Origin of the sequence: Clostridium sp. AF17-21AC (genome assembly GCF_003461365.1) — a bacterium.
GTDB classification, from domain to species: Bacteria; Bacillota; Clostridia; order Lachnospirales; family Lachnospiraceae; genus Coprococcus; species Coprococcus ammoniilyticus.
Window position 1 is genome coordinate 154,440 of record NZ_QTWY01000001.1, and the last position, 14,031, is coordinate 168,470.

Annotated in this window: 10 protein-coding genes and 1 riboswitch; all 10 genes read left to right on the forward strand. The window is 41.5% G+C overall.

All coding sequences use genetic code 11. The features are described from left to right. Positions 1 to 47 precede the first annotated feature (47 nt). Positions 48 to 848: an SDR family NAD(P)-dependent oxidoreductase gene (locus DWW85_RS00810; protein ID WP_008402696.1), complete on the forward strand. Its 801-nt coding sequence runs from the start codon at positions 48 to 50 to the stop codon at positions 846 to 848. 448 nt (positions 849 to 1,296) lie between these two features. Beyond that, the gene (gene thrS / locus DWW85_RS00815) at positions 1,297 to 3,072 is read left to right on the forward strand and encodes a threonine--tRNA ligase (RefSeq protein WP_021944954.1); all 1,776 of its coding nucleotides are present in this window, start codon (positions 1,297 to 1,299) and stop codon (positions 3,070 to 3,072) included. A 152-nt stretch (positions 3,073 to 3,224) separates the two neighbouring features. Beyond that, a riboswitch (NiCo riboswitch) is annotated at positions 3,225 to 3,319 on the forward strand. Positions 3,320 to 3,447: 128 nt separating this feature from the next. Beyond that, entirely contained in the window at positions 3,448 to 4,587 is a 1,140-nt protein-coding gene (locus tag DWW85_RS00825; protein ID WP_117807178.1) for a cation diffusion facilitator family transporter, read from the forward strand. An 85-nt stretch (positions 4,588 to 4,672) separates the two neighbouring features. Beyond that, the gene (locus DWW85_RS00830) at positions 4,673 to 6,235 is read left to right on the forward strand and encodes a helix-turn-helix transcriptional regulator (protein WP_117807179.1); all 1,563 of its coding nucleotides are present in this window, start codon (positions 4,673 to 4,675) and stop codon (positions 6,233 to 6,235) included. Positions 6,236 to 6,459: 224 nt separating this feature from the next. Further along, positions 6,460 to 8,292 carry a hypothetical protein gene (locus DWW85_RS00835; protein WP_117807180.1) on the forward strand — a complete coding sequence of 611 codons (1,833 nt, stop codon included), beginning with the start codon at positions 6,460 to 6,462 and terminating at the stop codon, positions 8,290 to 8,292. Positions 8,293 to 8,532: 240 nt separating this feature from the next. Continuing rightward, positions 8,533 to 9,363, forward strand: a complete 831-nt coding sequence (locus tag DWW85_RS00840; protein WP_117807181.1) for a glycosyltransferase family 8 protein — start codon at positions 8,533 to 8,535, stop codon at positions 9,361 to 9,363. A gap of 16 nt (positions 9,364 to 9,379) precedes the next feature. Then, the gene (locus tag DWW85_RS00845) at positions 9,380 to 10,711 is read left to right on the forward strand and encodes an MATE family efflux transporter (RefSeq protein ID WP_021944951.1); all 1,332 of its coding nucleotides are present in this window, start codon (positions 9,380 to 9,382) and stop codon (positions 10,709 to 10,711) included. A 132-nt stretch (positions 10,712 to 10,843) separates the two neighbouring features. Next, a complete protein-coding gene (locus DWW85_RS00850) occupies positions 10,844 to 11,167 on the forward strand; it encodes a DUF6110 family protein (RefSeq protein ID WP_117807182.1) in 324 nt (107 codons plus the stop codon). A 53-nt stretch (positions 11,168 to 11,220) separates the two neighbouring features. After that, positions 11,221 to 13,278: a heavy metal translocating P-type ATPase gene (locus tag DWW85_RS00855; RefSeq protein WP_181986468.1), complete on the forward strand. Its 2,058-nt coding sequence runs from the start codon at positions 11,221 to 11,223 to the stop codon at positions 13,276 to 13,278. Positions 13,279 to 13,339: 61 nt separating this feature from the next. Beyond that, complete coding sequence (locus DWW85_RS00860; RefSeq protein ID WP_117785678.1) at positions 13,340 to 13,939, forward strand: TetR/AcrR family transcriptional regulator C-terminal domain-containing protein; 600 nt, start codon at positions 13,340 to 13,342, stop codon at positions 13,937 to 13,939. Positions 13,940 to 14,031: the final 92 nt, after the last annotated feature.

Sequence of the window (14,031 nt, forward strand, 5' to 3'; positions counted from 1 at the left end):
CAGTTTGAAGGTATCGGATTTCAAATAATATAAGGAGAAAACAGAAAATGGGATTTTTAACAGGTAAAACAGTTATTGTCACAGGTGGAGGACGTGCCGTATTAAGTGATGGCAGATGTGGTTCGATCGGTTACGGTATCGCTACAGCATATGCAAAAGAAGGCGCAAATGTCGTGATCACAGGACGAAATGTGAAGAAGTTGGAAGATGCAAAGGAAGAACTGGAACGCTTATATGGTATAAAGGTTCTGGCTGTTGCAGCAGATGTATCTGCCGGTGCGGATAATGAGGCAGTTGTTGCAAATGTTGTAAAGCAGACGATCGATACATTTGGCAGTATCGACGTATTGGTTAATAATGCACAGGCATCGGCATCCGGTGTTCCGCTTGCTGACCATACAACAGATCAGTTTAATCTGGCATTATATTCCGGACTGTATGCAACCTTCTATTATATGAAAGCGTGCTATCCATATCTGAAAGAGAGCAAGGGATCCGTTATCAACTTTGCATCCGGTGCAGGACTGTTCGGTAACTTTGGACAGTGTGCGTATGCAGCAGCAAAAGAAGGAATTCGTGGACTTACAAGAGTTGCAGCAACAGAATGGGCAAAGGATGGCGTAAATGTAAATATCATCTGCCCGCTTGCATGGACAGCACAGTTAGAACAGTTCAAGAATGCATATCCGGATGCATTTGACAAGAATGTTCATACACCTCCGATGGGTCATTTCGGTGATTCAGAGCTTGAGATCGGACGTGTATGTGTACAGCTTGCATCCCCTGATTTCAAATATATGACAGGAGAGACGATCACTCTGGAAGGCGGACTTGGACAGAGACCATAGTCTTAGGTATTAACGGAAAATCTTTAGATCATTCAATAAGAAAAAAATGATAATAAAACCGGAAAAAGCTACTTGACAGTGCGGAACAGTTGAAATATACTTTGAATAACGTGTTGATGAGAACAGTACTGAACGAAGAATCTACAGAGAGAGATACATTTGGTGGAAGTATCTTAGAGGAGTCATTCAGGAAGACCAGCTCTGAGCGGCCCTAATCCGGTCCGGTGATTCCGTTATCATCATGAATGAGATATTTCCACAGGAAATAAAAAGGGTGGAACCGCGATATAAGAATTATAATCGCCCCTTGTATAGATGAAAAAACGTCTGTACAGGGGCGTTTTTTGTGCAATAGACAAAGAAACAGAATGATTCCTGTACAAATAATTATCGGACATTGTACCATCGGGTGGGATGTCACTTCAGGTAAAAGAAAGGAAATAAGAAAATGGTAGATTTTAAAGCAGACGAGAGATTAAATACTCTCAATCATTCCTGCGCCCATGTTATGGCACAGGCCGTAAAGCATTTGTATCCACATGCAAAGTTCTGGGTTGGACCGGTTGTAAAAGAAGGTTTCTATTATGATATCGACCTTGGCGATGATGTTGTAAACGATGATGTGATCGCAGCTATTGAAAAAGAAATGAAGAAGATCTGTAAAGAGGGCAAGAAGATTTACAGACGTGAAGTTACAAAGGCAGAAGCACTTGAAATGTTCAAGGATGATTTCTACAAGCTGGATCTGATCGAAGGCTTAGAGGATGGAAATATTACAGTTTACGATCAGGGAGATTTCACAGATCTCTGTCGCGGACCACACGTTGATAACACAAAATTATGTAAGAACTTCAAGTTAGTAAAATATTCCGGTGTATACTGGAAGGGTGATGCCAAGAACCATGTAATGCAGAGAATCTATGGTGTATGCTTCCCTACAGCAGAAGAACTGGAAGAACATCTGAAGTTATTGGAGGAAGCAAAAGACCGTGACCACAGAAAGATCGGTAAAGAGATGAATCTGTTCATGTCAGATGATCTGGTTGGACGTGGACTTCCTATGTTCCTTCCAAAGGGTTATATCGTATGGCAGGAGCTTGAAAATTATATCAAGAACAAGGAAAGAAAGCTTGGCTACCGTCATGTTATGACTCCTTGTGTTGGTACGGTAAATCTTTATAAGACATCCGGTCACTGGGATCATTACAAAGACAATATGTTCCCTGCAATGGAAGTTGAGGGTGAGTCTTTCGTGCTTCGTCCAATGAACTGCCCGCATCATATGATGATCTATGCAAACAAAATGCATTCCTATAAAGATCTTCCGATTCGTATCGGCGAGATCGCACATGATTTCCGTTTCGAAGCCAGTGGTACTTTAAAAGGAATCGAGAGAGGCAGACATTTCTGTCAGAACGATGCCCATCTGTTTGTAACACCGGAGCAGATCGAATCTGAATTCAAGCAGGTTGTTGACTTGATCTTCGACACCTATAAGGATTTCAATATCACAGATTATCGTTGTGTTCTGTCATTAAGAGATCCTGAGGATAAGGTGAAATATCATGATGACGATGAGATGTGGAATACAGCGGAGGACGCACTCCGTAAAGTGTTGGATGATATCGGTATCGAATACACGGAAGAGATCGGTGAAGCAGCATTCTATGGTCCAAAGCTTGATGTAAATGTTAAGCCGGCGATCGGAAATGAATATACATTATCTACATGCCAGCTTGACTTCTGTCTTCCTGCAAAATTCAACCTGACATATATTGATAAGGATGGTACAAAGAAGACTCCTGTCGTTCTTCACAGAGCAATCCTTGGTTCCTTAGATCGTTTCATGGCATACATTCTGGAGGAGACAAAGGGAAATCTGCCACTTTGGTTAGCACCGGTACAGGCCAGAATCCTTCCTGTAAAGAATGAAGATGAGGAATTAAATGCATATGCACATGAGCTGTATGATTTCTTAGATGATAACAACATCCGTGTCGAGATCGATGAACGTGCAGAGAAGCTTGGCTATCGTGTAAGAGCTGCTCAGGTTGAGAAGGTTCCGTATCTGATCATCCTTGGTAAGAATGAGGTAAATGATAAGACTGTCAGCTACAGACTTCATGGTGAGCAGAAGACAACAACTGTTCCTATGGATGAATTCCTTGCAATGCTTCAGGATGAGATCAAGACCAAGAAATTAAATCCTGCCGCATCCAAGTAATACAGAGTACAAATAAGGATAGCCGTCGGAAGCAGATTTCCGGTGGCAGATCCTTCAAAATATCATCTTTCAAAATATCAGAAACCGGCACTTGATGTATGGGTAACCGCATGCTATAATGTATCAATACTTTTTGCACTGCATATCAATCTACAGTACAAACTGAGCAGGCGGTGGGATGACCACAGGGCCGGGCCACACAGGGTGGCAGCAGATAAAGAATGAATTTATGATCTGCGGGACAGTAGTTACTATTTGTTCCGCAGGTTTTTTATTATTCCGGCTACAGCCGGTCAGAGATAATTCTATTGATCTGATGGAAAGATTATTAATTGCGTTGCATAAAGTTATCTTATATATGCGGAGGTAACTATTATGGCACAAGAAAATCAGGATTCTAAGAAAAGGGCAGCGGTCGGTAAGATGACCGGTTTCATAGGGGTATTGTGTAACCTGCTGTTGGCAGGCAGCAAGCTTGTGATCGGAAAGTTGGCCGCATCTACATCAATTATTGCAGATGGATTGAACAATCTGTCAGATGCAGCAAGCTCCATTGTAACATTACTCGGATTTAAGCTGGCAGAGAAGCCGGCAGACAAAGAACATCCATACGGACATGCGAGATTTGAATATCTGGCAAGTCTGGTTGTGGCTGCTATGATCCTTGTGATCGGATTTGAATTGGCAAAGACATCGGTACTCAAGCTGATCCATCCGGCATCGATCGAATTTTCCATGCTGATGATCATTGTGCTGATCGGTTCGATCCTGGTAAAACTCTGGATGATGTTTTTTTATCGTAAGACGGGAGATAAGATTCAGTCAAATACCTTATTTGCTGCAGCCGCAGACAGCAGAAATGATGTGCTGACAACAGCTGCGGTTCTTGCCGCAACAGTTGTAGAACATATCAGCGGATGGAAAATGGATGGTCTTATGGGTGGGCTGGTATCTGTTTTTATCATTGTAAGCGGAATTTCGCTTGCAAAGGATACAATCTCTCCGCTTCTTGGAGAAGGTGCAAATACCGGTTTGCGGGAACAGCTTATTGGATATATAAGCAGCTGTCCGTTGGTACTTGGCTGCCATGACCTGTTGGTACATGATTATGGTCCGGGCAGACAGTATGCAAGTATTCATGTAGAGATCGATAAGAAGATCGATCCAATGGTGTGTCATGATGAGATTGACCGCATCGAACGGGAATGCCTGAACCGATTTGGTGTGCATATGGTCATTCATTACGATCCGGTTATCACAGATGATGCAGAGCTTGATCAGATACACCATCAGGTACTTACTATCCTGCAGCAAATAGATACAGAAATAACAATCCATGATTTCCGCGTACACACTCATGAGGGAAAGAAAGAACTTGTTTTTGATATGGTTGTTCCATCGGAATGGCAGGGGCAGGAAAAGAATATCGTGCGGGAACTGACGGAACGGTTGCAAAAAGAAAACAAAGAGACATATTTGACAAAAATTACATTTGATCTTGAGGACAGGGCGTAGTACATTAACAGAATAGTTTACGCTGGGGGAATATTGGAAGACAGGGAACAAATGAAACAATTATAAAGATAATGGGGAAGTATATATGTCCGGGCAGAAGAATCAAAAGGGAAAATACAGAAATTATATATTGGCCATAACAGGACTGGCAGTTTTTAATTTTTTATTTCTGGGAACGGAATATTTCTTTGATGATCGGATGGCGGAACTGGTACCTGCAGGTCGGGTCATATGGGCACAGAGCATTATTCTTACAGTCAGTGTAGCAGGATTTCTGGTCTATCCGATTTTGAAACACTATCGGGGAAGCCGACAAGGAATGGTTATGCAGATTATTTCAGGAGTGATCTGTATGTTAAGTATTTGGATGATGACAGGTAACAGATCGGAACGGAGTTTGTTGATCTGGGGTTGCGTGTTCTTTTTGTTTGCGGGTATGTATGGCAGTAAGGTGCATGATCAGGCAGCGGATATCCTGAAAAACAGCAATCATATGGCATTGATGGTTGGAACTGCTTATGCGGCAGGCCTGCTGCTTCAGTTTATAAATAATAATCTGATCACAGACAATCGGATTCAGGCATCTATGCTATTGATATTTGTTGTGATCTTTGTAATACTTGTAGATTGTTTTAAGATAGAGGATGAGGTGGAGGTGCAGAATAATGCTTCGATCCATCCGGGACTTACCTGTGGAGCACTGGTTTGTTGTGTCCTTTTAATGACATTCATATTTGCGGCTCTGGATAACATTGTTACTTACTATCATGCAAAGGGTGCGATCGATGTAGGTGAATGGCCGAGGCTTCTGCTGGCTTTAAGTGGAATCCTTGCGGGAATTTTATTTGATCTGAAGAAACGCAGATATATGAGTCTGGTCATGTACTGTGTGACGGTCTTATCCGTGCTCTGTATCTTATTGATCGGTATAGGTGGCTCGATCCTTGCGGGACTGCTTGTGTTCTATCCGGCAGCAGGATTTTTCGTTGTGTTCTTCACAACCGGTTTTATGGAAGTATCTTATTATACGCGAGTCCCTGCATTATGGGCAGGATTCGGCAGAGCTATTAATAATATCGGAGCGGGTATCGTCGGCTTTATCTCAACCATGCTGCCGTATGCCATGTCGGTAAATGCAGATGGAAATGGAAACGGAAGCGGAAGCGGCGAGGGATTATCTCCTATACTTCTTGCCAGCATCGTGATCCTTATTTTGTTTGTGATGATCAGTATTGCGATGTTCATTTACAGCAGTCAGCTTCGCGTGAATATCATAGAGGAACGATTTGAACGTAAGGAAGATATGGATGGGCTTACGGTGGAATCTGCATCTGCAACAACGGGTTCTGTATTTGATTCGGTTTCAGGAAAACACGGTATTGAATCGGAAAATGTGATAAAAGAGTCGGGCGGTACAGACGCTGTTGATTATTTTGCCCGATTTGCAGAGGAATATCGTCTGACAGACAGAGAGCAGGAAGTGTTAAGAGAACTTCTGGAATCGGATGAAAGTGTGCAGGATATTGCAGGAAAGCTGTATATTTCAAGAACCGCGCTCTATAAGCATATCTCATCGCTGAATGAAAAGACAGATACAAGGTCAAGGATCGGCTTGATCCAGTTCTATTATGCGTGGAGAAACCGATAAAGGTATAAATAAATGAGATCATCCTATGAAATAGGATCAGATTCAAGCCTATATGATGATCAATCCTGGAGGATGTGAGTCCTGTTAATAAAAACTTACTTTTGAATGGATTTATGTGACGATATTGCACTAAAATATAAAAAAGAACAAATGTAAACTTATAAACCGCCGGTTTATCAGATATACTTCATGGCATAGTATAACCATGAAAGGAGGAAATGGGTATGAAACATTTCAAAAAGGTATCTCTGATGCTGGCGGTTTTGTGTATGTGGGTTGGATGTGTGCTGACCGTACAGGCAGCAAACGGACCAAATACAGGAGAGTATAGTGCAGCGTATATCAATATTTATAATCGGGGGGGCGGAACGAATACAAATCATTTTGTATATGTTACAGGTTCACAAAAAGCAGAGACTGTAAAAGGGGCAGTTTATGATAAGAAGACGAATACCTTAACGCTTACGAATTATAAACACCCAACGATGTCAATCGAGGCAAATGAGATGGGGGATGACTTCAAGATCAAGCTGGTGGGTGATAACCAGATCAAGAGTCTTATTGTATGGGGCTATGGTTATGGCGGATCTGTTGAGATTCTTGGTGATGGTACTCTGACGATTAATAAGAACAAGGAAAAAAATTGTGGAATTACCATGCAGCCGGAGGGTACAAAAGCCGTTCTCAAGGTAAGCGGAAAGGCAGTTGTAGATGTCTACGCCGGAACGGATAAGATGCCGTTTTATGTAAACTCGATATCAGAGAAATATAAAAACTGTGTCGATGCAGACACAGACAAAACTTTAAAGACGGAGGCGGCATATACAGACCGGTATATTATGCATCGTGTTGTATGTCTGAGTGATGAGCCTTCTGTATTTGAGGTGTACATGAAGGATGGAGATGCGAATTCTAAATATGCGATAGACATGTATGATACCAGCTATTATATCTATAAACTGATCTACTGCAAATCTTTGAATCTCTATTATGCACATGAGATCGAACATGGATATTCCGCATTTAACCCATCGAACATGGGCTATTACAAAACCTTGGAGGAGATATCAGCATATACCTATAAGAGTAAATCCTCAGGTGAGCAGGAATACATCGAAGATAAGACCGGTAAGAAATGCATATTTGAGCTTGATATTAAGAATGGTGTGATATCTTATGTAAAAAGTGACCTGATCAGCATAGGATCGATCACTGATTCAAACGGAGGAGCAGAAGACTGGTATATCGGTCAGCCTTCTTCCGACAATGTAATTCTTACACAGGATGAATGGTATAATCTCGGCAAAGAGGGAAGCGGATATACAGCATCCTATGTAAGAGAGCCGATCAAGGGATATGTGAACATATATGTATCAGGAACATCCTATCATCTGACAGCAAAGAAAACGACAGGATGCAAGCATAAGGAGCAGGCTCAGAGTGTAAAGAAGAAAGCAACCTTTAGTGTTGATGGAAAGCTTGTAACGAAATGCAAGTCCTGTGGCGAGACTTTATCTACAAAGAAGATCAATAAGATCAGCAGTGTAAAGCTTAGCAAGAGCATTTATACATATGATAAGAAAGCGAAGAAGCCAACTGTCACGGTAAAGGACAGCAAGGGTAAAAAACTGAAAAATGGTACGGACTATACAGTGACCTATGCAAGTGGAAGGAAATCGATCGGAAGCTATAAAGTCACGGTTCAGTTAAAGGGTAAGAAATATAGTGGCAAGAAGACATTGACATTTCGTATCGCACCTGCCGGAACAACGGTCAAATCCGTAAAGGCAGGAAAGGCAAAGGTTACGGTCAACTGGAAGCAGCAGACGAAGAACACCAGTGGCTACATCATTCAGTGTTCTACCAATAAGTCATTTAAAGGCTCGATTCTGACAACAGTATCTTCCAATAAGGCAAAGAGTAAACAGATTACAAAGTTAAGTACAAAGAAACAGTACTATGTGCGGATCTGTACTTATAAGAATGTGAAGAAGAATGGAAAGACAACAAAAATCTGTTCAGACTGGAGCAATGCGGTGGCAGTAAAAACAAAATAAATTCATGAAGCGTAAATGCGGCATGGAAGGATTCCAAAGAAGTTTGAGGTTTGGGGATCTAAAATAGACGGCTGCCGGCAGATTTTTATCTGCCGGCAGTTTTGGTGTGCCTTAATCTGATTTTAAATAAAGGTACAGAATTATTGCACGCGATTCAGAAATTATGGATTGACCGGAGATATTCAGAGTAGTAAATTGTAAAAAGCCGGAAGTAAAATATCATGGGATGAGGTATATGAAATGAATTTATTATTTACGATTAATAAGGGCTTTATGGAACATCTGGATGATTGTGTACGATCAATTATCCGTTTCCCATCAGAAGGTGGGTATGATATATATGTGATTCATTCTGATCTTGATCTGAATGATCAGAAACAGTTGGAACGATATGACAAAGATATAGAGGGGAATTCCGTAACATTTCATTTTATCGATATGAAGTATCGTAAAGATATGAATTTTCCGGAGACAGACCGTTATCCGATGGAGATATATTACAGAATATATGCATCTGCATTATTACCGGAGACATTGGATCGGATCCTGTACCTTGATGCGGATATAATTGTCATTCGTTCATTGAAGGAACTGTATGAGATGGATTTTGAAGATAACTATTTTTTAGCTTGTACACATATCAGAAAGTTCTTAAATAAGATGAACCGGTTAAGACTGGGAATAGAGGAAAAGGTTCCATATATCAATACGGGCGTAATATTAATGAATCTGGATGTTTTGAGAAAAAAACAGGATTTTCACGAAGTGGGAACATTTGTGGAAGAACACAGAAAGACATTGACTTTACCGGATCAGGATATCATTGCTGCACTGTATGGTACACATATCGGTTTGATCGATACCATGCGGTATAATTTAAGTGACAGAATGATAGCATTTTATAATATGGAACCGAACCATGAGAAGATAGATAGAACATGGGTACGCGAGAATGCAGTAATCCTGCATTACTGTGGCAAACAAAAGCCATGGAATAAAAATTATGTGGGTATATTGGATGCATTTTATCATGAATTAAAAGATGAAGAAAAATTACAGGTGAAGGAATAAATTCAGGGGAAACAAAATGGAAACAAACAGTAGTTTTTACGGCACAGAAAAGATCAATAAGATCTTTTTTAAAATCGCACCGCCTGTCATGCTGGCACAGTTGATACAGGCTCTTTATAATATAGTAGACAGTTTATTTGTCGGGAAATACTCAGAGAGCGGTCTGACGGCGTTATCGATCATTTATCCTGTTCAGCTTCTGATGATCGCACTGGCAGTTGGAACCGGTGTTGGAATCAATACAAATATTGCACATTTTCTGGGAATAAAGAGGTATAAGAAGGCGGATGAGGTAGCAGGCATCGGCTTTAGTCTGGCGATCATTATGTGGATCTTATTTGCAGTAAGCTGTTATCTGTTGATGCCTGCATATGCACGGTTGCAGACAAATTCAGATACAGTAATTGCTGATGTAATTACCTACGGAAGGATTGTGTGCGTGGGCAGCATTGGATTGTTTACAGAGAGCATATGGACAAAGGTACTTCAGGCAAACGGAGATATGAAGACACCGATGATCGCACAGATCACAGGAGCTATCACGAATATTGTGTTAGATCCGATTTTGATCTTTGGGCTTTTTGGTATACCAAAGCTTGGAATAGCAGGAGCTGCATTTGCAACGATCACAGGACAGGTTGTAGCGGCACTTCTTGTTATGAAGAAGGGATTTCATCGTTCGCCGTCTCTTTGCAAATATCCAGAGGATATCCGCAGGATCTATGCGCTTGGAATTCCGAATATCATCATGCAGGCAACGTATACATTTTACATATTTGGATTAAATATGATCCTTGCAGGATTTTCCGATGAGGCAGTGACAGCACTTGGATTGTATTACAAATGGCAGACATTTTTCTTTATACCACTGGGTGCTCTTCAGACCTGCATTGTACCCATCATTAGCTATAACTATGCGGCAAAGAGTATTGATCGTTGTAAACATACGATGACGGTTGCCTTTATATGGGGAATTGCATTGATGTTCATCGGAACGTTATGCTTTGAATTTATTCCGGAACCTATGCTTTCTGTGTTTACGAAGGACAGCGAAGTTATCCGTATCGGAGTGCAGGGATTCCGATTTATTGGGATCAGCTTTATACCGATGGTAGGTGCGCAGATTTATCCGGTCTTTTTGCAGGCAACCGGCGAAGCCTTTAAGAGTTCGTTTCTAACCATTATGAGAACGGTGTTCTTATTTGTACCGCTTGGATATCTGTTTTCCAGATTCGGATTTGTGTATTTCTGGCTGACTTTCCCGATTACAGAGGTAATCACTACTATAGTAGGATTTATGTTTTATCGAAGGTTTTACAGACAACATAAGATGATAGTTCACGAGTAGAACAAGTGTACATGTTTGCGAATGATCAGATGTAAAAAATATGTGAATAAAATGATAATATACATGCAAAAAAAAGAAATGATGCTATAATGTGCTTCAAAATATATTAATACAATCAGGAGGTAAATTATCATGGATATTAAGAAAGTTGGAATATTTGCAGCAGGTTTATTGTTTGGTACGGCAGGTATCAAGGTATTATCAAGCAAGGATGCAAAGAAGGTTTACACAAACTGTACAGCAGCGGCTCTTCGTGCAAAGAAGTGTGTTATGAACACAGCTACAACCATTCAGGAAAATGTAGATGACATTTACCAGGGCGCAAAGCAGATCAATGCAGATCGTGAAGCAGAAGAAGATGTCGTTGTAGAAGATATTCCTGCAGAGACAGCAGAAGAAACTGCTGAGTGCGCATGTGAAGCTGCAGCAGAAAATACAGAAGCAGCAGAGGCATAAGAAAAATTTAGATAAGAGGATGAGCTGAATTGAAATTCATAATAAAAGATAAGATGAAGGGCAGACTGCGTGTACATATGTGTCAGAATCATATGTCATATGAAGAAGCTGATATTCTTTTATATTATCTGGAGTCTTTTGAACCGGTCAGCTCGGCAAAGGTGTATGACCGGACGGCGGATGCAGTGATCTGTTATACGGGAAATCCGGATATCATTATCGACAGACTTCGCAGATTTCATTATGAAGATGTAAAAGTCCCAAATGGTTATCTGGAACGAAGCGGCAGAGAGACGAATGCGATGTATCAGGAGAAGCTGGTCGATAAGATTATCTTCCATTATGCAAGAAAGTGGCTTCTGCCATATCCGATATCAGCAGCTTATGCAGGTCTGATGTCTGTTAAGTATATCTGGAAAGGCGTTAAGACTCTGACAAAGGGCAAGATCGAAGTTCCGGTGCTGGATGCAACATCCATTGGAGTATCTGTTTTACGAGGGGATATGAAGACTGCAGGTTCGATCATGTTCCTGCTCGGAATCGGTGAACTGCTTGAGGAGTGGACACATAAGAAGTCGGTCGATGACCTGGCACGTACGATGTCATTAAATGTCGGAAAAGTGTGGTTAAAGACAGAGAATAACGAGATATTGGTTGATTCTGATACGATTGCAAAAGGAGATCATGTCGTTGTCAATGTCGGAACGATCATTCCGTTTGACGGAACTGTCTGTGATGGTGAAGCAATGGTGAATCAGGCATCACTTACCGGAGAATCCGTATCCGTCAGACGTACGGCAGGAAATGTCGTATATGCCGGAACAGTGGTAGAAGAAGGCTCGCTCATAATAGAAGTAAAAGAGGTATCCGGTTCCAGCCGATATGAGAAGATTGCGCAGATGATCGATGAGTCTGAGAAACTGAAATCCAATCTGGAGGGCAAGGCGGAGCATCTGGCAGACCGTTTGGTGCCGTACAGCTTAGGCGGTACGATACTTACCTATCTGCTTACAAGAAATGTAACAAAAGCCCTTGCGATCCTGATGGTTGATTATTCCTGTGCATTGAAGCTTGCTATGCCTGTATCGGTATTATCGGCGATCCGTGAGGCAGGAAACCGTAAGATTACAGTCAAAGGCGGAAAGTATCTGGAAGCGGTAGCAGAAGCGGATACGATCGTATTTGATAAGACCGGAACACTGACAAAGGCACAGCCTACAGTTGCGGGAGTCGTTTCCTTTAACGGAACAAATGAAAACGAATTGCTTCGTATCGCTGCCTGTCTGGAAGAGCATTTTCCACATTCAATCGCAAAAGCCGTAGTGGATGCGGCAAAACGAAAAAATCTGGATCATGAAGAGATGCATTCAGAAGTAAAATATATCGTAGCGCATGGAATCTCGACAACAATTGGGGATTCCAAGGCGATCATCGGCAGTTATCATTTTGTATTTGAGGACGAAAAATGTACGATACCGGATGGGATGGAAGAAGTATTTGAGAATCTTCCGGCGGAATATTCCCACCTCTATCTGGCGATCGATAACGAGCTTGCGGCAGCAATCCTGATTGAGGATCCGTTAAGGGAAGAATCTGCAGATATTGTAGAACGGTTAAAGTCGGTTGGAATCTCCAAGGTCGTTATGATGACCGGTGACTGTGAACGGACTGCAAAGGCGATCGCAGAGCATGTCGGTGTCGATGAATATTATTCAGAGGTACTGCCGGAGGATAAGGCTGCATTTGTAGATCGAGAGAAGGCAGCAGGCAGAAAGGTTATCATGATCGGTGATGGTATCAATGATTCGCCGGCACTTTCAGCAGCAGATGCAGGCATCGCGATCAGTGATGGTGCGGAGATTGCCAGAGAGGTTGCAGATATTACGATCGATGCGGACAGTCTGGATGAGATCGTGACATTGAAGATACTTGCAAATCTTCTTATGAAACGGATTCACAGAAATTATCGTTTTATCGTAGGGTTTAATACCGGGCTGATCGTGCTTGGAGTTGCGGGTGTGATCGCACCGACAACATCTGCACTTCTGCATAATACATCAACCTTGATGATCGGATTAAACAGCATGAAAGACATGTTGCCCGAGTTATAATAGATGTGCTATACTATCTCCATGTGTTTCAGGTGCGGAAGAAAATCTGCATTTTAGACATATGGGGATATTATTATATAGAAAGAGTTATACGAATATGCCGGAATCAAATCTTACAAAGAAAGCGATTGCATTAAGTGCAAAAGAACTGACCAAAGAGAAACCATATGACAAAATATCGATCAGTGATATTGCAGACCGATGCGGAATCAAGAGACAGACATTTTACTATCATTTTCAAGATAAATACGAACTGTTGGTCTGGATCTATTTTAATGAATTATTTGCTCCTAATATGGAGGACATATCCTTAGAGAACTGGGATGAGAAATTAGGCGCGATCCTCACACAGATGCAGGAGGAGAAAAAGTTCTATATTAACACGATCAAACATGCAGAGGATTATATTATCCAGTATATGCTTGAGGTTGCAGAACAGACCTTTGAAGAGGCAATTGATAAGTTAGACGAGAAATCTCATCTGAAAAACGAGGAACGTGGTATATTTGCCCGGTTCTTCGCATATGGGATCTGTGGGATTATCGTTGAATGGGCAAAGGGTGGCATGAAGATGGCACCGGAGAAGCTGGCTGATTATATGAGGGAGATGCTTGAGAAGTGTAAGCAGGCAGTCTATATATCCGATCATGACAGACAGTAGCAGAAGCCGGGCAGACCTTGGTGTACAGACAGTACAGAAAATGATAGAATTTATCAGGTATTCAGGCTTTTTTTATACTTATTTTAGAATTC